This window comes from Yersinia antarctica, from assembly GCF_056636475.1.
In genome coordinates, this window is the sequence record NZ_JBSJQF010000001.1 from 3017768 (window position 1) to 3043157 (window position 25390).

Genomic DNA, 25390 nt, shown 5'->3' on the forward strand with positions numbered 1-25390 from the left:
TTAACGTCCATCTAGCATCCCGCCGGATGGGGTTGTTTCACATGCCTCGCCACAGATCCTTGCAGCAAGGTTAAAGTGCTCATCAAAAATAATTTTAATTAAAAAATAAATCGTTGAGAGCTCAGAACTGACCGCATTGTCGTTATTTTTTCAACGGCAACGCTAAAATTCGTTGGGCATAAGCCAGCGCCTGTTCGATCACCTGCTCGATGGACATACTGGTTGAATCCAGTACCAACGCATCCGCCGCAGGGACTAAAGGTGCAATAGACCGGTTACGATCACGAGAGTCTCGCTCCTGTATCTCGGCCAAAAGACGTTCAAAGTTAACATTAAACCCCTTTTCCTGCAACTGTAGCATACGTCGGTGCGCGCGTTCTTGCGAACTTGCATCAAGAAATATTTTCACCGGCGCATCAGGGAAGACCACCGTCCCCATATCGCGACCATCGGCAATCAGGCCCGGTGCTTCACGAAATGCTCGCTGGCGGCGTAGTAATGCCTCACGGACTCGCGGGAAAGCCGCCGCCTGAGATGCAGTATTCCCTACAGTTTCGGTGCGGATTTCATTGCTGACATCCTCACCTTCTAAAATCACTTTTAACTGCCCATTCTGTGAGACAAAACGAACATCGAGATGTGCGGCAAGTGGAACCAATGCCTCTTCGGTGCTGATATCAACCTGATGATGCAGGGCTGCTAACGCCAAAACCCGGTAAATCGCACCCGAATCCAGCAAGCGCCAGTTCAACGATTCAGCCAAAGCTTTGCAAAGCGTACCTTTACCTGCACCACTTGGTCCATCAACGGTTATCACCGGGGCTATCGCCGTCATTTCTCTCTCCTTTCGGTAGGCAAAACCTCTTGTCTACCCAGCAGGGCAAACACAGGAGCAGCATTATACGCCGCATCGATGTGAACTGTTACCCTCGCGTGGTTCAGTTGCTGAAAATAAAACCATAAGCCGTGGCTGGAGTGTAGAAGAGATGTGAAAGATAGCCAGAAAAAACATTTATTCTTATTTGCCAATAAAGAAAAGTGCTATCCGTCTATAAAATAGGGAATGGGTACCGACTGGTACCCATTAGAGGTCAATAAATTCGGCGCAAAAAGGTCAGGCTGTCTGGCTCAGATTGGCCAATTGTTCAAAGTAGTCAGGGAAGGTTTTAGCGGTGCATTGAGGGTCAAGAATCGTCACCGGAGTATCAGATAACGCCACCAGTGAGAAGCACATCGCCATACGGTGGTCATTGTAAGTCCCTATTTCAGCGGCAATTAATTGCACGGGTGGCACCACACGAATATAGTCTTCACCTTCTTCAACTTCCGCACCCACTTTTCTCAGCTCAGTGGCCATCGCAGATAAGCGGTCAGTCTCTTTTACCCGCCAGTTATAGATATTACGAATAACCGTCGGGCCATTGGCAAACAGTGCGGTGGTAGCAATGGTCATGGCCGCATCAGGAATGTGATTCATATCCATATCGATACCCTGTAATTCGCCACGGCTACATTCTATATAGTCATCACCCCAGCTAATTTTTGCGCCCATTTTTTCCAGCACATCAGCAAATTTGGTATCACCCTGCACGCTTTTTTTACCGATACCCGTAACACGCACGGTGCCACCTTTAATTGCCGCGGCGGCTAAGAAATAGGACGCAGAAGACGCATCGCCCTCAACCAAATAAGTACCCGGAGTGCGATATGTCTGGCCGCTTTTTATATGAAACAGTTGATAGTTCTCATGCACCACATCAACACCGAAGGCTTTCATCAGATGCAGGGTAATATCGATGTATGGCTTAGAGACCAGAGTGCCTTGAATCTGAATGTCGGTATCTTGCTCAGCCAAGGGGGCAGTCATCAGCAATGCTGTCAGAAATTGGCTGGAGACACTACCATCAACGGTCAGTTTTCCACCACGGAAACCACCACGTAAGCGCAACGGCGGGTAGCTCTCTTGCTCCAGATAATCAATCTGCGCCCCGCCCTGACGCAAGGCATCAACCAAGTGGCCAATTGGCCGCTCTTTCATCCGCGGTTCACCGGTTAGTACGATGTCGCTGTTACCCAAGCAAAGTGCCGCAGCCAATGGGCGCATTGCCGTGCCCGCATTGCCTAAGAACAGTTCCAAGGGTTGGTCTGCGACCAATTTGCCACCTACACCATCCACTTCACATTGAGTGCGATCAGCCGAAAGGCGGAAATTCACCCCCAATGCCTGCAAGGCATCGAGCATATGGCGAATGTCGTCACTGTCTAACAAGTTATTCAGCTGGGTCGTCCCTTCGGCCAGCGCTGCCAGAAGAAGTGCACGGTTAGAAACACTTTTAGAACCGGGTAAGTTAACGGTGCCATTGATCAGAGCAATGGGTTGTAAAGTCAGGGATTCCAACATGGGAAAAGCACTCTCCAGTCTTCTGTGTGCAAATAAATATATTTTAAATAAGGGTGATAACTCAATCTGAGCAGACAAACATCCGCCCGGAGGAATCAGCCATGGCGGCGTTCAAAGTCAGCCATAAAATCTGTTAAGACTTTAACGCCTTCAATTGGCATCGCATTATAAATCGATGCCCGCATCCCACCAGCAACACGATGGCCTTTTAAGGCTTGCAAACCCTGCTCTTGTGCCTCGCTAAGGAACACTTTATCCAAGGAGGCATCCTTCATTTGGAATGGCACATTCATCAAAGAGCGGTTGGCGTGAACCACCTGATTGCGATAGAAACCGGTCTTATCGATCGCACCATACAATAGATCAGCTTTCGCCTGATTACGTTTTTCCATTTCAACCAAACCGCCCTGCTCCTTCAGCCATTTAAACACCAGACCAGAGAGATACCAGGCAAAAGTTGGCGGCGTATTGAACATGGAATCGTTATCGGCCAGCACCTTATAATCAAGGATCGATGGCAATTCAGTGCGAGCTTTACCTAATAAGTCGTCGCGCACGATAACCACTGTCAGGCCAGCGGGACCGATGTTTTTCTGGGCGCCAGCATAAATGACACCATAGCGACTGACATCAATCGGGCGAGAAAGGATAGATGATGAGTAATCGGCAACGACAATTTTATCGCCAAAATCCGGCTCTTCTTTGATAGCCAGCCCATCAATGGTTTCATTTGGGCAATAATGTACATAAGCAGCATTATCACTCAACTGCCATTGCTTCATCGGCAAAATACCCGTTAGACTATTTTCGTGGGTTGTCACGTCGATAACGTTAGGGACACAGTATTTTTGTGCTTCTTTGACTGCACTGTGTGCCCAATAGCCGCCGTCAATATAATCAGCACTGTTGTTGTCGCCGAGTAAATTCAATGGCACTGCGGCAAACTGCGCGCGCGCGCCACCATGGCAAAATAACACTTTATAATTGGCCGGAATTCGTAACAGATCACGCAGATCTTCTTCTGCGTCTTCAGCAACCTGAATAAATTCCTTACTCCGGTGACTGATCTCCATCACCGATGTCCCCAAGCCATGCCAGTTACGTAATTCCTGTTCCGCATGACGTAAAACTTCAACCGGTAACATCGCAGGCCCTGCGCTAAAATTATAAACTTGTGTCATTTCCCCTCACCACACTCAACTGAGATTGCCATCGTTATCATTACTCGGTTTTATCATTCGAGTCCGCCTGCTGCAACGGTTATTCACTGGCAAGGGAGAAACTCTCACCCCCTGCGATAGCAGGCTGTGCGTTATCCTGTCATTAATTTGGAATTATTCACCAAAAGCTACCGAACCAAGGTGTTAGCGCACGATAGATGACTCATTTTGCTCGTTGATGGTCCAAAGCTTCAACCCAGTGGTGGTGACCACAACGTTGGCAGGTTTTCTCTGCACCGCTGGATAACGCCACTATCAGGCTGCACTGGCTACAGGCATACTCCGCAGGTTTTTCAATGGTGACCAAGGGGTTAACACAGCATTTAGGTAATACCGGCAAACCGGGTTTGACATGTTCTTGCGCGAAGAAAAACACACTGATTGCACCATTGACTTCCAGGATGGCCAGCCGTACCTGACCAAGATGCTCGACGCCTTGTTGGCGCAACTCCATAAAAAACTCATCATGGGTAATATTTTCCTGCTGCATGGTTTCCCAAACAAATATCCCATCACTGATGATGATCAACGGCTTCCCTTCCATCCACTGCTGTATTTTTTCGCTGCGTGACATCAAGAAAGTAGAGAGGCGGTACAAAATCATAATGCAGATAAATACCATTACGACTGGCAACATCGGCACATCTTCATAAAAAGTGACATCACCCGCAGCGGATCCCAATGTCAAAATGATCACGACTTCAAATAGCGACATCTGCCGCACGCCACGGCGACCACTCAGTTTGAGGAATAAAAAAACCAAGACAAAGGTGAATAAACAGCGCATGCCCACTTCGGCCAAGAATTCGATGGGGAATTTATCCAGTGCCATTCGTTTGAGATCAAATGTTTGCATTTATAGTTGCCCAATAACTTTTTGATTCATTAAAGATAGTCGCCGGACGGCATGGGTGGGTTTATTTCAGATTAGTGGTAATAAAGCAGATACGGAGGCCGAAGCCCCCGTCAAAGACTTATTGAATCAATATGCGTGGAATAGCTTTTGGATCTCTTGCGGTTTTTGCGTTTGGGTTAATGCCAATTGCAGCAAGACACGTGCTTTTTGTGGATTGAGTGAGCCGGATGCAACAAATCCATATTTGGTGTCATCAACTTCTGCATCTTCCGTGGTAGAACCAGTAGGCACACGGGATGAACGCACAACAGCAACCCCACTATGTGCTGCCGTTGCCAGCGTGTCAAAAACAGAATGATAGAGGTTACCGTTACCAACACCGGCACTGACAATCCCTTTATAGCCATCAGCAATCAGCGCTTTAGCCGGTAAATCAGAGGCATTGGCATAGTTATAAATAATGCCAACTTTTGGTAATTCACTCAGTTTGCTGATATCGAAAGCGGGTTGTCTTGGCGCGGGTTGGTGCAGATAATTCACTTTACCGTCATAAATAGACCCCAAGGATCCGGTATTCGGTGACTGGAATGTCTGCACCGAGGTGGTATTGGTTTTCATCACATCACGGCCACTTAACACTTGGTCATTCATCGCTACCAGCACACCACGTTTAGCTGAATTGGCGTCACTGGCGACGACCACTGCATTATAGAGATTCAGCGGACCATCTGCACCCAGGGCAGTTGCCGGGCGCATCGCCCCAACCATCACCACGGGTTTATCGCAATTCACCGTTAAATCAAGAAAATAGGCAGTTTCTTCCAGAGTGTCAGTGCCATGCGTAATCACGAATCCGTCTGTTTTGGCGCAATCGGCATTAATTTTTTTCGCCAACTTCAGCCAGACCTCGTCATTCATATCTTGAGAACCGATATTAACCACTTGCTCGCCCTGAATATTGGCGATTTTTTTCATTTCCGGCACCGCGTTTACCAGGGCATCAACCCCCAATTTACCGGCTTTATAGTTAGATTTTGTGGCTGAATCTCCGCCACCGGCGATAGTTCCCCCGGTTGCCAATAGGGTGATATTGGGTAGAGCAAAGGCCGAACCGCTGATCCCTGCTAAGATTCCGGCTAAGACAGTTAGCTTTATAGATTTCACATTATGACTCCGTTATTTATAAGCTAGTGAATTATGCGGAATATCCATACTGAAACTGTGACATTTGCTGCGCTTTAGGAATACATGGAGCTATTAACTAAAACCCCGTATGATTGCGCGTTTTTAGTACCGCCAAAAAGTGACGACAATGACCCAAACCTTTATTCCCGGCAAAGACGCCGCGCTGGAAGACTCAATCTCTCGCTTTCAGCAAAAGCTGAGTGACCTCGGTTTTAATATTGAAGAAGCCTCTTGGCTTAACCCGGTTCCTCACGTTTGGTCGGTACATATCCGCGACCGTGATTGCCCGTTGTGCTTTACCAACGGCAAAGGTGCCAGCAAGAAAGCGGCACTGGCTTCGGCTTTAGGTGAATATTTCGAACGCTTATCCACCAACTATTTCTTCGCTGACTTCTATCTGGGCAAAGCCATTGCCGAAGGTGATTTCGTTCATTATCCCAACGAGAAGTGGTTCCCGATCCCAGCAGATAACTTGCTGCCAGAAGGCATTCTCGATGAGCGCCTGCTGGCGTTTTACGATCCAGAGCAGGAATTGGTCGCCAGTGACCTGGTGGATTTGCAATCAGGTAACGCCAAACGCGGGATCTGTTCATTGCCCTTTACCCGCCAGTCAGATTTAGAAACCGTCTATATTCCAATGAATATTATCGGCAATCTGTATGTCTCAAACGGCATGTCTGCGGGCAATACTGCCAATGAAGCTCGGGTACAAGCCCTGTCCGAAGTCTTTGAACGTAAAGTTAAAAACCGTATTATCGCAGAATCTATCAGCTTGCCGGAGATCCCTGCTGCGGTGTTAAACCGCTATCCAGGTGTGGTAGAAGCCATTGCCAAGCTGGAAGAAGAAGGTTTCCCAATTCTCTCTTACGATGCCTCTCTAGGTGGCGCTTATCCGGTTATTTGCGTAGTACTGTTTAACCCGTCAAATGGCACCTGTTTTGCCTCATTCGGTGCACATCCTGACTTTGGTGTCGCGCTGGAACGCACCGTGACTGAGCTATTGCAGGGCCGTAGCCTGAAAGACCTGGACGTCTTTACCGCGCCGACCTTCGATGACGAAGAGGTGGCAGAGCACACCAATCTGGAAACCCACTTTATCGATTCAAGTGGCTTGATCAGTTGGGATATGTTCAAAGACAAGGCCGACTATCCATTTGTGGACTGGAGCTTTAAAGGCAGCACAGAAGAAGAATTCGCTACCCTGATGGCTATCTTCAAGCAAGAAAACGCCGAAGTGTATATCGCTGATTATGAGCATTTAAGTGTCTATGCCTGCCGGATTTTGGTACCAGGCTGGTCTGATATCTATCCTGCCGAAGATTTGCTGATGGCGAACAACACCATGGGTGTGCATCTGCGAGACAGCTTGCTGGCCCTGCCCGGCAGTGACTGGCAACCTGGGGAATATCTGGCGCTCATTCAGCAGTTGGATGATGAAGGGTTGGATGATTTCGCCCGCGTACGTGAATTGCTGGGTATCGCCTCGGGTAAAGATAACGGCTGGTATACCCTGCGTGTCGGTGAGCTGAAATCCATGCTGGCATTGGCTGGCGGTGATTTGGAGCAAGCACTGATTTGGGTTGAATGGACGCAAGATTTTAACTCTTCAGTCTTTACGGCAAAACAAGCGAACTATTACCGTTGCCTGCAAACCCTATTGTTACTGACTCAGGAGCCGGATCGTGAAGCGGCACAATATTACACTGCCTTTGTGAAAATGTATGGTCAGGAGGCGGTAGATGCAGCCTCAGCAGCCTTGGTGGGTGAGGCGCGCTTCAATGGCCTGTTCAGTGTTGATGAGGATCTAAAAGCCTTACCAGCTCATCAGGCACTACTAGGTGCTTATGAGAAGTTGCAAACTGCCAAACGCCGCTATTGGGCTAAAAGCGAGTAAACATTTTCTGCCAGCAAATAGCTAAATGCTAATCAGCAGAAAACGACCCACGGCGTTGTCTTTTGGCAGCGCCGTTTAATTTAGTACTGCATTTAATCCTGACGAAAATAAATACAAATCGCCGCGCTCAACAATTGTTTTTGTCATAAAAAAACGTTATTTTCTGACGCCGTAATAGCACCTTTAGACAAACATTATTTAGCGACCAGATAAAATAGATAAATAGGTGAATGAATAGTTAATTTTTAATGACTGATAATAATAAAAATAACTACAAATACCCCTTTTAGTTAACCTTCTCAACGGCTTTAAAACAGTCCAATCAAAATTATTTGTAAATATTAAAATATTTTTTTCAATTAATAATCAATAAGTTAATCGCATTAGCCCTATATTTTATGGTGTTTCACAGCTAACTAAACTCGCGCAATATGATCCATATCAATTTTCACGCTATACTGCTTTGCTAGTATCTCGTTGTGCTTTATTAACCCTTAAGAGAGAGTTAGTGTGAAAGCTGACAACCCCTTCGATGCATTATTACCTGCGGCAATGGCTAAAGTAGCCGAAGATGCCGGTGTCTATAAAGCCACCAAGCATCCGCTAAAAACCTTTTATTTAGCGATTACTGCTGGTGTGTTTATTTCAATTGCGTTTGTTTTTTATATTACAGCGACTACCGGTACTGCTGGCGTGCCTTTCGGCTTTGCCAAGTTGGTTGGTGGTATTTGTTTCTCCCTGGGGCTAATGTTAGTGGTGGTGTGTGGGGGTGATCTTTTCACATCGACCGTACTCACAACTGTCGCTAAAGCCAGCGGCCGTATCACATGGCGTCAACTGGCATGTAACTGGGTTAATGTCTATATTGGGAATCTGTTCGGTGCACTATTCTTTGTGTGTCTTATTTGGTTCGCAGGCCAACATACTGTGGCAAATGGTCAATGGGGTCTGAATGTTTTGCAAACAGCCGACCATAAATTGCACCATACTTTTATTGAAGCGGTGTGTTTGGGTATTTTAGCTAACCTGATGGTCTGTCTGGCGGTATGGATGAGTTACTCCGGCCGTACCATAATGGATAAAATGTTCGCGATGATCTTACCGGTGGGGATGTTTGTTGCCAGCGGCTTTGAGCATAGCATCGCAAATATGTTTATGATTCCTATGGGTATTGTGATTAAAAATTTCGCTTCGCCTGAATTTTGGCAATCCATAGGATCAACACCTGAGCAATTTGCTCACTTAACCGTAAGTAACTTTATTATTGATAACCTGATCCCAGTCACTATCGGTAACATCATTGGTGGCGGATTATTGGTTGGGTTGACTTATTGGGTAATTTATCTGCGCGGTGACCAGCAACATTAATATGTGGCCGCTACGTCTGGTTTTCGAAGAAATTAACATTAAAAGGTAGATGCATTATGACCGAACTTAATGAAAAATTGGCCAAAGCATGGCAAGGTTTTACCAAGGGTGACTGGCAGAACGGTGTAAACGTTCGTGACTTCATCCAGAAGAACTATACCCCTTATGAAGGCGATGAGTCCTTCCTTGCCGGCCCTACCGATGCGACCGACAAACTGTGGGCGCAGGTTATGGAAGGCATCAAACTGGAAAACCGCACCCATGCGCCAGTTGATTTCGATACCGACGTAGCTGCAACCATCACATCTCATGATGCTGGCTATATTAATAAAGATCTGGAAACCATCGTTGGCTTGCAGACTGAAAAACCATTGAAACGTGCACTGATCCCATTCGGTGGCATTAAAATGGTAGAAGGCTCTTGCAAAGTTTATGGTCGTGAACTTGACCCACAACTGAAAAAAGTCTTCACCGATTACCGTAAAACACACAACCAAGGTGTGTTCGACGTTTATACCAAAGACATCCTGAACTGCCGTAAATCTGGTGTACTGACTGGTTTGCCAGATGCCTATGGCCGTGGCCGTATCATCGGTGACTATCGTCGTGTAGCCGTTTACGGTATCGACTTCCTGATGAAAGACAAACTGGCCCAGTTCAATTCATTGCAAGATGATTTGGAAAACGGTAAAGACCTGGAAATGACTATCCAGTTGCGCGAAGAAATTGCTGAACAGCATCGTGCTCTGGCTCAAATCAAAGAAATGGCGGCCAAATATGGCTGTGATATCTCAGGTCCGGCAACTAACGCCCGTGAAGCAGTACAGTGGACCTACTTCGGCTATTTAGCTGCGGTTAAATCCCAAAACGGTGCGGCAATGTCCTTCGGTCGTGTATCTACCTTCCTTGACGTGTACATCGAACGTGACATGAAAGAAGGTAAGCTGACTGAAATTGAAGCGCAGGAATTGATTGACCATTTGGTTATGAAACTGCGTATGGTTCGCTTCCTGCGTACCCCTGAGTATGATGAACTGTTCTCTGGTGACCCAATCTGGGCAACTGAGTCTCTGGCCGGTATGGGCGTTGATGGCCGTACTCTAGTGACCAAAACCAGCTTCCGCTTCCTGAACACCCTGTACACTATGGGGCCGTCTCCAGAGCCGAACATGACCATTCTGTGGTCTGAAAAGCTGCCACTGAATTTTAAAAAGTATGCTGCTAAAGTCTCCATCGATACTTCATCTGTGCAATATGAAAATGATGATCTGATGCGCCCTGACTTCAACAACGATGACTATGCTATCGCTTGTTGTGTTAGCCCGATGATTGTCGGTAAACAAATGCAGTTCTTTGGTGCCCGTGCCAACCTGGCAAAAACCATGTTGTACGCAATCAACGGCGGCGTTGATGAAAAAATGAAGATCCAGGTTGGCCCGAAAGAAGCGCCAATGATGGATGACGTGCTGGACTATGACAAAGTCATGGAACGCATGGACCACTTTATGGATTGGCTGGCTAAACAATACGTTACCGCGCTGAACATCATCCATTACATGCATGACAAGTACAGCTATGAAGCTGCGCTAATGGCACTGCATGACCGTGATGTTTACCGTACTATGGCATGTGGTATTGCAGGTCTGTCTGTTGCGGCTGACTCCCTGTCTGCTATCAAGTATGCCAAAGTAAGCACCATCCGTGATGCTGACGGCCTGGCTATCGACTTCAACATCGAAGGCGAATATCCACAGTTTGGTAACAACGATTCACGCGTTGATGATATCGCTTGTGACCTGGTTGAGCGCTTCATGAAGAAAATTCAGAAGCTGCGTACTTACCGTGGTGCAGTGGCAACTCAGTCCGTGCTGACCATCACCTCTAACGTGGTTTATGGTAAGAAAACCGGTAACACCCCAGATGGTCGCCGTGCTGGTGCGCCATTCGGTCCAGGTGCTAACCCAATGCATGGCCGTGACCAGAAAGGTGCTGTTGCCTCTCTGACTTCGGTTGCTAAACTGCCGTTTGCTTACGCGAAAGATGGTATCTCTTACACCTTCTCTATCGTGCCAAACGCATTAGGCAAAGACGACGAAGTACGTAAAGCTAACCTAGCCGGTCTGATGGATGGTTACTTCCATCACGAAGCGTCCATCGAAGGTGGTCAACACCTGAACGTGAACGTAATGAACCGTGAAATGCTGTTAGACGCGATGGAAAACCCGGAAAAATATCCGCAGTTGACTATCCGTGTATCGGGTTACGCAGTACGTTTCAACTCGCTGACCAAAGAACAACAGCAGGATGTAATTACTCGTACCTTTACACAGTCGATATAATTCCCTGCCGCAGTAAAATGGCATAAACTTAAAGGCTCCACTTTAGTGGGGCCTTTATTCATCCAGCGTTGGAGAAATCCTGCTATGTCAGTACTTGGTCGTATTCACTCATTCGAATCCTGTGGCACTGTTGACGGCCCTGGTATCCGATTTATCGTATTCTTCCAGGGCTGCTTGATGCGTTGCCTGTATTGCCATAACCGTGATACTTGGGATACCCACGGCGGTAAAGAAGTTACCGTTGAAGAATTAGTCAAAGAAGCCATCACCTATCGCCACTTTATGAATGCCTCTGGCGGCGGTGTGACTGCATCAGGTGGCGAAGCTATTTTGCAGGCCGAGTTTGTGCGCGATTGGTTTCGTGCGTGTCATGAAGTAGGCATCCATACCTGTCTGGATACCAACGGTTTTGTACGCCGTTATGATCCGGTCATCGATGAGTTACTTGATGCCACAGATTTAGTGATGCTGGATTTAAAACAGATGGATGACAGTGTGCATCAGAATCTGGTGGGGGTATCGAATCATCGAACACTGGAGTTTGCCCGTTACTTGGCAAAACGTAACCAGAAAACCTGGATCCGCTATGTGGTGGTGCCGGGTTGGTCAGATGATGATAAATCGGCGCACATGTTAGGTGAGTTTACCCAGAACATGACTAATATCGAGAAAATCGAATTACTGCCTTACCATGAGTTGGGTAAGCACAAATGGGTCGCCATGGGCGAAGAATACAAACTGGATGGGGTGAAGCCCCCTACCACAGAGATCATGGATCGGGTGAAAGGCATTCTCGAAAGCTATGGTCACAAAGTAATATATTAAGTCATTACAGTTGCAAGCAGCTAATGGTGCGGCAACTTCAAACAAGAAGGGGGGCGTAGTCAGTTAATTAACGCATCCCCATAGATACCGCCAAATTGGGTTATGCCACTGGCGGTATTTTTTTGGTTGTTATATGGCAGCGTAAGGGGTCTGTTGTTTACCTGGCTTACGCAGCAACATCATCAAATACACTAAGGCGACAGCGGCTATCATGATAAACAGTAAATTATCGGAATAGCGCTGCATCAGCAGCGAGGTCATGGTCGGGCCGGTCAGACTACCGAGGGTATAACTCATCAGTAATGCCTGATTCATTGCCACTAATTCATCAGCGCTGGCCTTTTCACACGCCCAGGCCATGGCGACCGGATAAAGGGTAAAACCGGCACACCCCAGAATAAATAATGCCGGGGCCAAGGCATAATTACCTAAAATGGCTACACTGCCGAGGATGACGACAAACACTTGAATGCGCAGCACCAGTAAACGACCATAACGGTCCGCCATTTTGCCTATCGGCCATTGACCGATAATGCCTGAGCTAACCAGCAAAGCCATCCACCATCCAACGCTGGCATCACTCATGCCCTGATGCGATAAATAGAGCGGCAACAGGCCATAGAGCGAACCTAACAGTACCCCTGAGATAATGCAGCCATTAATACCCAGGCGAGCGCTACGGCGCTTAAGCATCGGCCAAATGGCAATGTGTGAGGACTCACTGCTACCCTGATGTGAGAAGTGGGCAAACAGCAGCGGCAGCATGGCTGTAATAACCAATGTACTGACCCAAGGGATAACATTGAGTAATTGCGTTGACACGACACCTAATAATAATTGCCCGGTGACGGTTCCCAGATAATAGACCATCATATAAGCCGCCAGCAGTTGCCCACGGTTAGCTAACGTGCCGCTGCGCAGTAACGCACTTTCGACAATGACCCAAATCAGGGCGCAAGCCACGCCGGCCAAAAAGCGCCATCCCAGCCAACTCCAGAAGTCCACTGATAGCATTAATCCGCAAGTCGCCAACGCAAATAAAATACAGGCGTAATGGTAGCTGCGATTAAATCCAAGTTGCTGGATCAAGCGCCCTGCAATCAGTGTCCCAACCAGATTCCCACTAAAATAAGACGAGCTAACCATCCCCACCTGCCAGGTTGGCAATTGTTGATGGGATAACCACAAGGGAACCAATGTATTTAACACTGCGATAGAAATCGTAAACAGCAAAAGCCCACAGAGCAGAAGCAGAAGCAGAAGCAGAACCGGGCGAGAATATGCGGACATAATAAGACAGGAGCCGTCGGGACGATAAAAGTGAGCGCATCATGCCACCGGCGATATAAAAGTCAATTACTGCGCGGGAGGGGATAGCACGATATGTTGGAAGCACCTACGAGCAACCTTCAGCCTTTACTCTGGCTATACGCCAAAAAGAAAAAGCGCCCTGGGGCGCTTTCTGCATATTGGATTAGTGATTAATCCGTATGTTATTAACCGATAAAGTCCAGGCCACCCATATATGGGCGTAATACTTCTGGAACCTCAATTCGGCCATCTGCCTGCTGGTAGTTTTCAATCACTGCAACCAGGGTGCGGCCAACCGCCAAACCAGAACCATTCAGGGTATGAACTAAACGGGTTTTTCTATCGGTTTTATTGCGGCAACGAGCTTGCATACGGCGCGCCTGGAAATCCCACATGTTAGAACAGGAAGAGATTTCACGGTAAGTATCCTGCGCTGGCAGCCATACTTCCAAATCGTAAGTCTTGCTGGAACCAAAGCCCATATCACCAGTACACAGCAGCACTTTGCGGTATGGCAGGCCCAGTAATTGCAGAACTTTCTCTGCATGACCGGTCAACTCTTCCAGTGCCGCCATCGAATCTTCCGGGCGAGTAATCTGCACCATCTCAACTTTGTCGAACTGATGCATACGAATCAAGCCACGGGTATCACGACCATAGGAACCCGCTTCAGAACGGAAGCATGGGGTATGGGCCGTCATTTTCAATGGCAGAGTGTCTTCTTCCAGAATCTCATCGCGTACCAGATTGGTCAGCGGCACTTCAGCGGTCGGAATCAGTGCATAGTTACTGCTATCTGACTCTTCTTCCAGCGGTTTGGTGTGGAATAAATCTTCACCAAACTTAGGTAACTGGCCAGTACCATACAAAGTGGCATGGTTAACCAGATAAGGAACATAAGCTTCTTGATAACCGTGTTTTTCGGTATGCAGGTCCAGCATAAACTGGGATAACGCACGGTGCATACGGGCTATTTGCCCTTTCATCACCACAAAACGCGCACCGGTCAGCTTCACTGCAGCAGCAAAATCAAGACCACCGGCCATTTCGCCCAGCGAGACGTGATCTCTCACTTCAAAATCATACTTACGCGGCTCACCCCAACGGCTGACTTCAAGATTGTCTTTCTCATCTCTCCCCACAGGGACAGAATCATCCGGCAGGTTAGGAATAGACAACGCCAGTAAGCGGATTTCGTTTTGCAGTTTGTCCAGCTCAGCCTTAGCCGCATCCAGCTTCTCACCCAGCGCATTCACTTCCAGACGTAATGGTTCGATATCTTCGCCACGCGCCTTGGCCGCACCAATCAATTTCGATCGGGAGTTACGTTCTGCTTGCAGACTTTCTGTTTCAACCTGTAAAACTTTGCGGCGCTCTTCTTGTTGGCGCAACATCTCAACATCAAGTTTAAAACCTCTGCGAGCAAGTTTTTCGGCGACTGCGTCTAGCTCATTGCGCAGCATATTGGGATCGAGCATGCTAGTCCTGTGCTTGTAGTTATAGAATGCCTTTCATCTTTGAAGTTGCAGCGGTATTAGCAGCGTTCTCTCACCCGAATCACTTACCTCAGTAAACTCATCGAGACTCGCTTACTTGCTGCCTACCTGCCACTTCAACTATTTTGGGCATAATGGTTATTAAAGGAGAATTTCATGACATAAGCGGTATAAACAGCCACTTACCATATAGCGCTAACCTTACCGCAACAGCAAGACTAGCGGTAGCGTTTTATCGGGCTATTTTGATCCTGCTCAGCCAACCATGCCAGCTTTTCACCGATTTTACCTTCCAGACCACGGGATGAGGGTGAATAGTAGCGAGTCGCGGCCATTTCTGGCGGGAAATAGTTCTCACCTGCAGCATAAGCATGCTGTTCATCATGGGCATATCGGTACTCCGCCCCAAGCCCCATCTCTTTCATCAGTTTGGTCGGTGCATTACGTAGGTGTTCTGGCACATCAAAGTCAGGCTTATCACGCGCGTCCTGCATCGCTGCTTTAAACGCGGAATAAACCGCATTACTTTTTGGTGCACAAGCTAGATAAACAATGGCCTGAGCAATCGCCCTTTCACCTTCTGCCGGACCGACTCGAGTAAAGCAGTCCCACGCTGATATAGCCACTTGCATGGCACCAGGATCGGCATTACCGACATCTTCCGAGGCAATAGCCAATAAACGGCGGGCGACATAAAGGGGATCCCCCCCTGCAGTGATAATACGCGCATACCAATATAGCGCCGCATCCGGGGCCGAGCCGCGAATGGATTTATGCACCGCCGAGATCAGATCATAATAACGATCACCTTTGTTATCAAAACGGGCGCTCCGCTCGCCAGACACTTCTTTCAGCAAATCAGGGGTTAATACTCGCACCCCGTTGGCATCTATTTCTGCCATATCTGCCATCATCTCAAGGCTGTTTAACGCGCGACGAGCATCACCACCAACCAGCTCCGACATCATGCGGCGGGTCTCGTCCGGCAGTTTGATATTCTGCCCACCGTAACCACGGCTGCCGTCTGACATCGCTTGATCAATCACTTTCTCGATATCTGCGGCGGTTAATGCCTTAAGCAAATAAACCCGCGCTCTGGAGAGCAATGCCGAATTCAGTTCAAACGAGGGGTTTTCAGTCGTAGCACCGATAAAGGTAATAGTGCCATCCTCAATATGCGGCAAAAAAGCATCCTGCTGGCTTTTATTGAAACGATGGACTTCGTCAACAAACAAGATAGTGCGCCGACCAGCATCACGGTTTTGCCGTGCGCGTTCGATGGCCTCACGAATCTCTTTAATACCGGAGGTCACGGCAGAAATGCGTTCCACATCAGCTTGGCCGTAACGACCAATAATTTCGGCCAATGTGGTTTTGCCCGTCCCAGGTGGCCCCCAGAGGATCATGGAGTGTAACTGCCCCGCAACGATTGCCCGTGGTAGCGGTTTACCCGGTGCCAGCAAATGTTGCTGACCAATATATTGATCCAACGTCAAAGGCCGCATCCGCGCGGCCAGTGGTTGAAACTCATTTTGGGAAAAGTCGAGGGACATATTACTCACGCAAACCTCACTGCCGCTGGTCGTCCAGCGTCACCCCTTTTGGTAGGGTAAATTTAAATTTGCTGGCGTCAGCCGAGCTATTTTGTTGGCCTTTCAGGGTGTAAGCACTGCGCTGCCCATCTTGCTCAACCGCAGTAAAACTCTTGATAGTCCCCGTCGGCGTAACCGTAATGGCAAATTGCTTCAGATTACCGCTGGCACTTTTAGGTGTCAGTTCAAAATCATCGCCTTTCTGCTTAACATTGTACTGTTTCCAGTCATCCGGGTTGTTGCGGGTAATCAGCATAAACGGAGTGTTACCGGTTGCATTCTTCAACCAGGTTGCCGTGGCCTGCTCAACAAAGGGGTTGTAGAACCACAAGGTTTCCCCGTCTGAGATAAGTACGCTTTCATCCGGTGAGGTCATATGCCAGTTAAACAGATTTGGCCGTTTCACCCATAGCTCCCCTTCACCTTCCTGCACCGTCGCGCCATCAGCGCTGGTCACTTTTTGCGAGAAATTAGCATGGAAACTGTTCACCTTACTCAGACGACCTTGCAAATCGGTACTGACATCCGCCAGAACTGAAGCTGAAATTAAACCCGATAACAGACAGCAAGCAACAAGCAGTTTTTTCATTATTCTAAATACCTTATAAAATTCTCTGATAAATACGGGGTTATGCTTCTTTGCATAAGGGCCGCAAAGCGGCCCTGTCTATACCCGTCATCTTTCAAGATGCAGGGGTGTTAGCTGCCATCACTCACCCAACTCATTGAGTTATCTCAACTCCTTGGGTTCATTTCGTTGCCGCCTACCTGCAACTCGAAATCTATTGGGTATATGTTAACTTCCTCAGAGCAAAATATGACTACTCATGTGGCGGCGGGGCCAACACTTCACGATTACCATTATGGCCCGGCGTACTCACAATCTGCTGGGCTTCCATCTGTTCGATAATACGTGCAGCACGGTTATACCCAATACGGAATTGGCGCTGCACGCCAGAAATTGACGCCCGGCGTTTCTCTAACACAAAGCTCACGGCCTGATCAAACAGTGGGTCCAGCTCTTCATCACTGTCCAATCCAAGACTACCGCCTTCCCCTTCTTCACTACCACTAAGAATGCTCTCAATGTATTGAGGACGACCTCGGGCTTTCCAATCATTAACCACGGCATGCACTTCTTGGTCACGGACAAAGGCACCGTGCACACGTACCGGAATCGAAGAGTTTGGTGCCATATACAGCATGTCCCCCATCCCCAGCAGTGATTCCGCGCCGCCCTGATCGAGGATAGTCCGTGAGTCGATTTTACTGGAAACCGTAAATGCGATACGGGTTGGAATGTTAGCTTTTATCAAACCGGTGATGACATCTACCGATGGACGCTGGGTAGCCAGCACCAGATGGATACCGGCAGCACGGGCTTTCTGTGCCAGACGTGCTATCAACTCTTCAACTTTTTTGCCCACTGTCATCATTAAATCGGCAAACTCATCCACCATCACCACGATATAAGGCAGTTTCACCAGCATCGGCGGTGAGATGTCCATGCTATCGGATGGCTTCCAGAATGGATCAGGGATTGGCCGCCCCATAGCTTCAGCCTGAGCTACGCGCTCGTTATAGCCTGCGAGATTACGCACGCCCAGCGCCGACATCAATTTATAGCGCCGTTCCATCTCGCCGACACACCAGCGCAATGCATTCGCGGCATCCTTCATATCAGTAACCACTTCGGTTAGCAGATGAGGAATGCCTTCATACACCGATAACTCCAGCATTTTCGGGTCAATCATGATAAAGCGCACCTCATCTGGTGTGGCTTTATACAAGATACTGAGGATCATCGCGTTCACCCCAACCGACTTACCAGAACCGGTAGTACCGGCCACCAGCAAGTGTGGCATTTTGGCTAAGTCTGCCACCACTGGCTGCCCGGCAATATCTTTACCAAGCACAATAGCAAGCGGAGAAGGGTTATCACGGAATTTGGCACAGTCGAGCACTTCCCTCAGGTAGACCGTTTGACGATGCTTATTCGGCAATTCAAGCCCGACATAAGGTTTGCCCGGAATAACTTCCACTACACGCACAGCGATAGCTGATAGAGAACGGGCCAAATCGCGGGAAAGATTGGAAATGCGCGACGCTTTAACACCTGGAGCCAAATCCAACTCAAAGCGAGTAATGACTGGCCCTGGAGAAATACCCACTACTTCCGCTTTTACCCGATAATCACCTAAACGTGCTTCAACCAGACGAGCCGTTTGCTCTAAAGCAAACATATCAACTGGTTCTTCCTCCGCTGGCGGAGAAGAAAGTAAATCAAGCGTAGGCAGTGGTGTGGTCGGTTTAATCAACGGCTGATCATTACGCATCAGGAACGGGTGAATCAAGCTGTCCATTGCTGGCGTTGGTTGCACGGGGGCGACAGGTGGTACCGGTATTGTTGGCTCAACAGCAGACGGGGCTATTGCCGGAGCATGTGCTGTTGTCGGTGCATAAGTAGGCGTTGCCGCAGACTGCGTATAGGGTGCTGGCACCGATGTGACTTGCCCTGAATGCGTTTGATGCACTGATGGCTGCTGATATTGCGCTGGTTGCTCAGGCGAAATAGCGTCTGGAGAAGCTGTGGGTTCCCCTTCATCAACATAGGGAGAAAGCGTGAACAAGGGCTCACGAGGGCTATCATCAACAAGATCTGCGACCGGCGAGAATGTATAGGCGCGGCGGATATCAACAGGCTGCATTCCTTCTGCGACACTGTTTTTGTGATGAGTAGAGTCTTCGTGATGAACAACGTCTTGGTGCTGAACCGCCCCATAACGATGCTGTTGTTGTGCTGCGAATGCCTGCCGTAATGCGGCTTCTTCTAAAGCTTGCTCATCTTCTGGCTCAGGGGCGGTGAACGTATTACCCCCTGCGTCTGATGATTGCTCGTAACGCTCGGATTGCTGGTCGGCAAACGCTTTACGCAAGATAGCCTGCTGCAACGCATCATCATCTGCTGATAGAGGCTCGCTGTCGAACGACGCTGCAGTAACCTGAGGATTTTGCGCTTCTTGTTCGCGTTGTTCCTGTTCCGCCATACGTTGTGAAGGCAACTTGATACCGTAAGAGGCCAACTCACGCCGCGTTGGAATACGCACAGGGTTAGGCCGTGGTAACTCAGGACCGATACCCTGTTTTACCTGAGAACCGGTGTCACTAGTAGCAGTAAATGCTGGCATAAACGTCGCTGCTGCACTCGCAGCGGCGATGGCTGTTCCCGACAAACCGTGATGAGACAATGGGTTATTTGACAAGCTGCTATTGATCAATGGGTCACTAATCAGTGGATCACTGGCCGAACTTACTGCGGCCAAACCATCAAGGGCACGGCCAAAACCAGTGTTCGCATTAGGAACACTATCGACCTGATCACTATGGCGCTGTGCTGTTGAGAAATCGAACGGCGAATGGCTGACAGGTGCAGGTGCAGGTGGTACATCCCATGCCCCCATTTGTGGCTCTGGCCGCTCAACAGGCGTGGCAACGCGAGTCTGAACCGGTGATGGCGTCTCTTGCGGAATTTCAAACGAATATAACGGCGGTGTCGCTGTCGAGTTAGCCGTCATCGGTGCCGTGCTATGGCTGCTAACAGACTCGGCTATCACCCCAGGAGCAGGTTGATAGTCATCATCTGTTGCCCGCAGGCTGCTTAATAGAGGATCATAGTCGCCATTGGACCCCGGCGCTGGGGATAAGGCCGGCTCAGGCGCATTGGCGATGGCGTCGGTTGCTGATGGCGCGGAGAATAGCACGTCGTCATCAGCATGAGCCGCAGATGCCGCAAGTGCGGCGCTAGCCGCGCCTACTGCTAGCGCTTTATTTGAAGCCGCCCGCTGCTCTTGTTCAGCAACGTCGGAATCTTCAACCTGATAATCGTCATCTTCATCGTCATAGCGTTCTTCACGACGTGAGCGATTAGTCATAAATGTCAGTGAGCCTAAGACCACTCCGCCAATTTTCTCAGCAATGACCAACCATGACCAGCCGGTAAACAGCGTCAGGCCAACAGCCCAGATACAGAGCAATGTCAGTGTTGCACCGACACCATTGAACCACGGCAACATGGCATTACTGAACAAACTGCCAATTACCCCACCAGAGGCAAAGTAATAAAGATCGTCAACATTCAATGCAGCCAGGCCACATGACGTTAAAATCAGGGCTAATGTGCCAATCAGACGTAAAGAAAGAGCAAAGTAATCAACGTGTTCATTGGCATCGCGCTGACGGAAAGCCGCCCAGCACAACATCACCATAATCACAGGGATTGCGTAAGCCAAAACACCAAAGGTGAAGAACAGTGTATCGGCCATCCAGGCACCAATACCCCCACCAAGATTGTGGATAGGCTCATGCCATGCAGTTTGGGACCAGCTTGGGTCCGAAGGATTAAAACTGAGCAGCGCCGCCATCAGGTAGGCTGCCAAAATTGTTACCACAATCAAAACCGCCTCAAGTAAACGACGCCCGCTGCTGAGTTTTTTCAGGGTAACTTCTTTATCTTCTGTATATTCCTGGCTCAAGAAAGGCTCTCCAGGTTCCTGTTAACTGGTATGAGTGACAACGCCGAGAACCCTCCCGGCGTTGAAACTGTATGAATAAACAGGAGTGTAACCAAATTACTCAGGTTTTGCACCTGCCTGTTTACCGCGTTTTAATGACTAGGCGGTTACTCTGCTTCACTTCTTCCATGACCACATAGGTACGAGTGTCATTGACGCCCGGCAGGCGAAGCAAGGTCTCACCGAGTAATGTACGGTAAGCAGACATATCAGGTACGCGGGTTTTCAACAAATAGTCGAAATCGCCGGAAACCAGGTGACACTCTTGAATTTCCTCAAGATTTTTAACAGCGGCATTAAATTGCTCAAACACATCCGGAGCGCCACGATTCAGAGTAATCTCAACGATAACCAGCAGCGATGCATCCAAATACTGTGGATTAAGCAGTGCGGTATAACCTTGGATGAAACCCTGACGCTCTAAGCGGCGAACTCGTTCCAAACATGGTGTTGGTGATAATCCTACTCGTTTTGAAAGCTCAACGTTAGAGATGCGCCCATCCTTTTGTAATTCATTCAGGATGTTACGATCTATACGATCAAGCTCTTTCCCCGGGCGTTTTTTATTATCTATCATCTTATAGTCTCTCTTAATTTCCTTGAGTCTGTGACATGCTCTCATCGTGCTTATACTTCGAGCCTGCTACAGACAACGACCCGCAGCCTGTTTTATGCAAATATATCAACACGTTGTTATCTCACACCCTGTCTGTCCAACTGTATGCGAGGTACTCGATGATTATTAGCGTTGAGGAAGAGATAGCACATCACGAACCGCCGTAGAAACTCCCCCCTACAGTTGTTCGAGAACTTACTTCACACGCCATCCAGCATTAATCGAAAACGTTCCAGGGTTTTCGCTTGGCATCACTGATACCAAATCTGAAATTTATGGCGCGCAGATAATTTCTTCTTCCTATGATGTTTTCGCAAATGCACAGCCGATTGTCAAAGTAAAAGAAGTTAAATCAGTAGAACGTGCCAGAATTAAAATCCCAGAGTGTTTCCCTTAGCTATTTTTTCGTCCTAAATTTGCTATAAAATGGTGCAAAAAGGTGGTTTTGTGTCATGGCTATTTTTTGCTCAATCGGCTTGCAAGCCACATTTTTTATAGGGTCAAAGCTTTTCAGCGCGAATTGGCGCGTAACGTAAAAATTAATTTGGGTCCAATTTGCCCGCAGCCTGACGTCACTTCACCGCTAACTGCCGATTCTTAATACATTTAGTTCATTAAATAGGCATCACCTATCAAACAAATCGCTAACAACATTTTTGTCTGCTTTTTTTAATGCCCAATTTTCCCTACAATCGCTAACATTGTCCGCCATTGTGGGAAAGAGGTATTCATGAGCACGGCTAAACATAGCAAATTGATTATTCTGGGTTCTGGCCCTGCGGGTTACACTGCGGCGGTTTATGCTGCACGCGCCAACCTGAAACCTGTATTGATTACCGGAATGGAGAAAGGCGGTCAGTTAACCACCACTACTGACGTGGAGAACTGGCCTGGTGATCCTGAAGGCTTGACTGGTCCTGCTCTGATGGAGCGGATGCATGAGCATGCAGAAAAATTCCAAACAGAGATTCTATTCGATCATATCAACTGCGTTGATTTGCAAAACCGCCCATTCCGCCTGTTTGGTGATGGTGCTGAGTACACCTGTGACGCGCTGATTATTGCTACAGGGGCTTCTGCCCGCTATCTGGGAATGGCGTCAGAAGAAGCCTTCAAAGGCAAAGGGGTCTCTGCCTGCGCGACTTGTGATGGTTTCTTCTATCGGAATCAGAAAGTGGCGGTAGTCGGTGGCGGTAATACTGCGGTTGAAGAGGCGTTGTATCTGGCGAATATCGCAGCTGAAGTTCATTTAATTCATCGTCGTGATAGCTTCCGCTCAGAGAAAATCCTGATTGATCGCCTGATGGAAAAAGTAAAAAACGGCAACATCGTATTGCACACTGATCGCACCTTGGACGAAGTTTTGGGTGATGATATGGGTGTCACCGGTGTCCGCCTTAAATCCACCAAAAACAGTGAGACAGAAGAGATTGCTGTTGCTGGCGTCTTCATTGCGATTGGTCACAGCCCAAATACCGCCATCTTTGATGGTCAGTTGGCACTGGAAAACGGCTACATCAAAGTTCAGTCAGGTCTGCAAGGCAATGCCACACAAACCTCCATTCCGGGTGTGTTCGCTGCGGGCGATGTTATGGACCATATTTATCGCCAGGCAATTACCTCCGCCGGTACCGGCTGTATGGCGGCACTGGATGCAGAACGCTATCTGGATGGGCTAGTAAACGATAAGTAACGATTCCGCATGGGGATCCAAGCGCTATGTGGCGGGTGGTTTACGATAAGTGAACCACCCGTTTTTTATTTTCACTCGCCCGCATCCCAATTAAAAACAGTAAATTACTCCTGTTGTGGAATGCGGTGACTATCACAACCTAATGGTTTCACCTCTCGTCATGACAAGGTAATATTGCCTTTCGCGAGTTTGCCACCGTCAACGGTGACAGACACTTTTTGATATTTTCTAGCTCCCTGCGCAGATAAATTGCCTGATGAATAAAACAAGACAGTATGAGTTGATTCGTTGGCTGAAAAAACAAAGCGCCCCCGCGCAACGTTGGCTCCGCCTGTCCATGTTACTTGGCCTCCTCAGCGGGTTATTGATCATCGCTCAGGCATGGTTACTGGCCACCCTGCTGCAATCTCTGATTATCGACCAACTCCCCCGATCGGCATTGACTGCTGATTTTTGGCTACTGGCCGGAACCTTTGCATTGCGCGCCGTGATCAGTTGGTTGCGTGAACGGGTGGGATTTATCTGCGGAATGAAAGTTCGCCAGCAGATCCGTAATGTCGTTTTAGACCGATTAGAACAGCTCGGCCCTGCGTGGGTGAAAGGTAAGCCCGCGGGCAGTTGGGCAACCATCATTCTGGAACAAATTGAAGATATGCAGGACTACTACTCCCGCTATCTACCACAGATGTATCTGGCCGTATTCATTCCATTGCTTATCCTGATTGCCGTCTTCCCTATCAACTGGGCGGCAGGTTTGATCTTGTTTGTCACCGCGCCATTGATCCCGCTGTTTATGGCACTGGTCGGGATGGGTGCCGCCGACGCCAATCGGCGTAACTTTGTCGCACTGGCACGGTTGAGTGGCAACTTCCTTGATCGCTTACGCGGATTAGACACGTTACGGTTATTTAACCGCGCTAAAGCAGAAACCGACCAAATTCGTGATGCCTCAGAAGATTTCCGCCGCCGCACCATGGAAGTGCTGCGTATGGCATTCTTATCTTCAGCCGTATTAGAGTTTTTCGCCGCCATCTCTATTGCCGTGGTTGCCGTCTACTTTGGTTTTTCCTATTTGGGTGAACTGAATTTTGGTAGTTATGGTTTTGGCGTCACCCTGTTTGCGGGTTTTCTGGTATTGATCCTGGCCCCTGAATTCTTCCAACCGCTGAGAGATTTAGGCACGTTTTACCACGCAAAAGCTCAGGCAGTTGGCGCAGCAGAATCGCTGGTCACATTTTTGAGTAGTGAAGGCGAAGCGATTGGCCAAGGTGACCAAGTGCTGACAGGTAACCAAGCTATCACCCTGGAAGCCGACCAACTGGAAATTCTGGCCCCTAATGGCACCCGGTTGGCCGGACCGTTGACGTTCTTATTACCCGCAGGCAAACGCGTTGCCATTGTTGGTCTGAGTGGCGCAGGTAAAAGTTCATTACTCAACCTGCTGCTGGGCTTTTTACCCTATAGTGGCTCACTGAAAGTGAACGGGGTTGAATTACGCGAACTGGAAGCACCAGCGTGGCGTAGACAATTAAGCTGGGTTGGCCAAAACCCACATTTGCCGGAACAGACGCTGGCGGCCAACATTTTGCTGGGCCAGCCAGATGCGTCACACAGCCAATTACAACAGGCGGTGGAGCGTGCCTATATCAATGAATTCCTGGCTGATTTGCCACAAGGGCTGAATACTGAAGTCGGCGACCATTCTGCACGTCTCTCCGTTGGGCAGGCGCAACGTGTTGCCGTTGCCCGCGCCTTACTGAATCCGTGCCGCTTATTGCTACTGGATGAACCCACCGCCAGCCTTGATGCTCACAGTGAACAGTTGGTGATGAAAGCACTAGAGGAAGCCTCTCGCAGGCAGACGACGCTACTGGTTACCCATCAGTTAGAAGATACGCTGGGTTATGATCAAATCTGGGTAATGGATAGTGGCCTTCTGATTCAGCAAGGTGATTACTCCACCCTCAGCCAGTCTGACGGTTCATTTGCCAATCTGCTGTCCCATCGCAGTGAGGAGCTTTAA

Annotated in this window: 17 protein-coding genes; 6 read left to right on the forward strand and 11 right to left on the reverse strand. The window is 48.6% G+C overall.

Annotation, left to right across the window (positions count from 1 at the left end):
• Positions 1 to 142: 142 nt before the first annotated feature.
• The 5 genes from cmk to ansB all read right to left on the reverse strand — a co-directional run bounded on the left by cmk (position 143) and on the right by ansB (position 5641).
• Positions 143 to 835, reverse strand: a complete 693-nt coding sequence (cmk, locus tag ACWJJO_RS14060) for a (d)CMP kinase (protein ID WP_050084945.1) — start codon at positions 833 to 835, stop codon at positions 143 to 145.
• 279 nt (positions 836 to 1114) lie between these two features.
• Positions 1115 to 2401: a 3-phosphoshikimate 1-carboxyvinyltransferase gene (gene aroA, locus ACWJJO_RS14065; RefSeq protein WP_083158438.1), complete on the reverse strand. Its 1287-nt coding sequence runs from the start codon at positions 2399 to 2401 to the stop codon at positions 1115 to 1117.
• Between the two features lie 95 nt (positions 2402 to 2496).
• Entirely contained in the window at positions 2497 to 3582 is a 1086-nt protein-coding gene (gene serC, locus ACWJJO_RS14070; protein WP_481091162.1) for a 3-phosphoserine/phosphohydroxythreonine transaminase, read from the reverse strand.
• A 202-nt stretch (positions 3583 to 3784) separates the two neighbouring features.
• Positions 3785 to 4477 carry a DUF421 domain-containing protein gene (locus ACWJJO_RS14075; RefSeq protein WP_083158436.1) on the reverse strand — a complete coding sequence of 231 codons (693 nt, stop codon included), beginning with the start codon at positions 4475 to 4477 and terminating at the stop codon, positions 3785 to 3787.
• A gap of 126 nt (positions 4478 to 4603) precedes the next feature.
• Positions 4604 to 5641, reverse strand: a complete 1038-nt coding sequence (ansB, locus tag ACWJJO_RS14080) for an L-asparaginase 2 (RefSeq protein ID WP_083158435.1) — start codon at positions 5639 to 5641, stop codon at positions 4604 to 4606.
• A gap of 148 nt (positions 5642 to 5789) precedes the next feature.
• On the opposite strand from ansB, the gene ycaO reads away from it, so the two are divergent.
• From ycaO to pflA, 4 genes are all read left to right on the forward strand, one after another.
• Entirely contained in the window at positions 5790 to 7556 is a 1767-nt protein-coding gene (gene ycaO / locus ACWJJO_RS14085) for a 30S ribosomal protein S12 methylthiotransferase accessory factor YcaO (protein WP_083158434.1), read from the forward strand.
• Between the two features lie 510 nt (positions 7557 to 8066).
• A complete protein-coding gene (focA, locus tag ACWJJO_RS14090; protein ID WP_050084953.1) occupies positions 8067 to 8924 on the forward strand; it encodes a formate transporter FocA in 858 nt (285 codons plus the stop codon).
• Positions 8925 to 8980: 56 nt separating this feature from the next.
• The gene (pflB, locus tag ACWJJO_RS14095) at positions 8981 to 11263 is read left to right on the forward strand and encodes a formate C-acetyltransferase (RefSeq protein ID WP_083158433.1); all 2283 of its coding nucleotides are present in this window, start codon (positions 8981 to 8983) and stop codon (positions 11261 to 11263) included.
• Positions 11264 to 11347: 84 nt separating this feature from the next.
• A complete protein-coding gene (gene pflA / locus ACWJJO_RS14100; RefSeq protein WP_083158432.1) occupies positions 11348 to 12088 on the forward strand; it encodes a pyruvate formate lyase 1-activating protein in 741 nt (246 codons plus the stop codon).
• A gap of 129 nt (positions 12089 to 12217) precedes the next feature.
• On the opposite strand, the gene ACWJJO_RS14105 is transcribed toward pflA, so the two are convergent.
• The 6 genes from ACWJJO_RS14105 to lrp form a co-directional block, all read right to left on the reverse strand.
• The gene (locus ACWJJO_RS14105) at positions 12218 to 13378 is read right to left on the reverse strand and encodes an MFS transporter (RefSeq protein ID WP_481091163.1); all 1161 of its coding nucleotides are present in this window, start codon (positions 13376 to 13378) and stop codon (positions 12218 to 12220) included.
• 206 nt (positions 13379 to 13584) lie between these two features.
• The gene (serS, locus tag ACWJJO_RS14110; protein WP_083158430.1) at positions 13585 to 14877 is read right to left on the reverse strand and encodes a serine--tRNA ligase; all 1293 of its coding nucleotides are present in this window, start codon (positions 14875 to 14877) and stop codon (positions 13585 to 13587) included.
• 236 nt (positions 14878 to 15113) lie between these two features.
• Positions 15114 to 16457: a replication-associated recombination protein A gene (locus tag ACWJJO_RS14115; protein WP_481091164.1), complete on the reverse strand. Its 1344-nt coding sequence runs from the start codon at positions 16455 to 16457 to the stop codon at positions 15114 to 15116.
• Between the two features lie 7 nt (positions 16458 to 16464).
• Entirely contained in the window at positions 16465 to 17076 is a 612-nt protein-coding gene (gene lolA, locus ACWJJO_RS14120; protein WP_083158429.1) for an outer membrane lipoprotein periplasmic chaperone LolA, read from the reverse strand.
• Positions 17077 to 17308: 232 nt separating this feature from the next.
• A complete protein-coding gene (locus ACWJJO_RS14125; RefSeq protein ID WP_481091165.1) occupies positions 17309 to 21019 on the reverse strand; it encodes a DNA translocase FtsK 4TM domain-containing protein in 3711 nt (1236 codons plus the stop codon).
• A gap of 121 nt (positions 21020 to 21140) precedes the next feature.
• The gene (lrp, locus tag ACWJJO_RS14130; RefSeq protein WP_005184714.1) at positions 21141 to 21635 is read right to left on the reverse strand and encodes a leucine-responsive transcriptional regulator Lrp; all 495 of its coding nucleotides are present in this window, start codon (positions 21633 to 21635) and stop codon (positions 21141 to 21143) included.
• Positions 21636 to 22404: 769 nt separating this feature from the next.
• Here lrp and trxB point away from each other — a divergent pair.
• Together trxB and cydD are read left to right on the forward strand one after the other, a co-directional pair.
• Entirely contained in the window at positions 22405 to 23367 is a 963-nt protein-coding gene (trxB, locus tag ACWJJO_RS14135; protein WP_083158427.1) for a thioredoxin-disulfide reductase, read from the forward strand.
• A 256-nt stretch (positions 23368 to 23623) separates the two neighbouring features.
• On the forward strand, positions 23624 to 25390 hold the full coding sequence (gene cydD / locus ACWJJO_RS14140) for a heme ABC transporter permease/ATP-binding protein CydD (protein ID WP_442820773.1): 1767 nt from the start codon (positions 23624 to 23626) through the stop codon (positions 25388 to 25390).

Coding starts and splice junctions, on each gene's coding strand:
- serC (WP_481091162.1), bottom strand. CDS start 3,582: ATGACACAAGTTTATAATTTTAGCGCAGGGCCTGCGATGTTACCGGTT.
- cmk (WP_050084945.1), bottom strand. CDS start 835: ATGACGGCGATAGCCCCGGTGATAACCGTTGATGGACCAAGTGGTGCA.
- serS (WP_083158430.1), bottom strand. CDS start 14,877: ATGCTCGATCCCAATATGCTGCGCAATGAGCTAGACGCAGTCGCCGAA.
- lrp (WP_005184714.1), bottom strand. CDS start 21,635: ATGATAGATAATAAAAAACGCCCGGGGAAAGAGCTTGATCGTATAGAT.
- pflA (WP_083158432.1), top strand. CDS start 11,348: ATGTCAGTACTTGGTCGTATTCACTCATTCGAATCCTGTGGCACTGTT.
- ACWJJO_RS14075 (WP_083158436.1), bottom strand. CDS start 4,477: ATGCAAACATTTGATCTCAAACGAATGGCACTGGATAAATTCCCCATC.
- lolA (WP_083158429.1), bottom strand. CDS start 17,076: ATGAAAAAACTGCTTGTTGCTTGCTGTCTGTTATCGGGTTTAATTTCA.
- pflB (WP_083158433.1), top strand. CDS start 8,981: ATGACCGAACTTAATGAAAAATTGGCCAAAGCATGGCAAGGTTTTACC.
- aroA (WP_083158438.1), bottom strand. CDS start 2,401: ATGTTGGAATCCCTGACTTTACAACCCATTGCTCTGATCAATGGCACC.
- trxB (WP_083158427.1), top strand. CDS start 22,405: ATGAGCACGGCTAAACATAGCAAATTGATTATTCTGGGTTCTGGCCCT.
- cydD (WP_442820773.1), top strand. CDS start 23,624: ATGAATAAAACAAGACAGTATGAGTTGATTCGTTGGCTGAAAAAACAA.
- ycaO (WP_083158434.1), top strand. CDS start 5,790: ATGACCCAAACCTTTATTCCCGGCAAAGACGCCGCGCTGGAAGACTCA.
- ACWJJO_RS14105 (WP_481091163.1), bottom strand. CDS start 13,378: ATGTCCGCATATTCTCGCCCGGTTCTGCTTCTGCTTCTGCTTCTGCTC.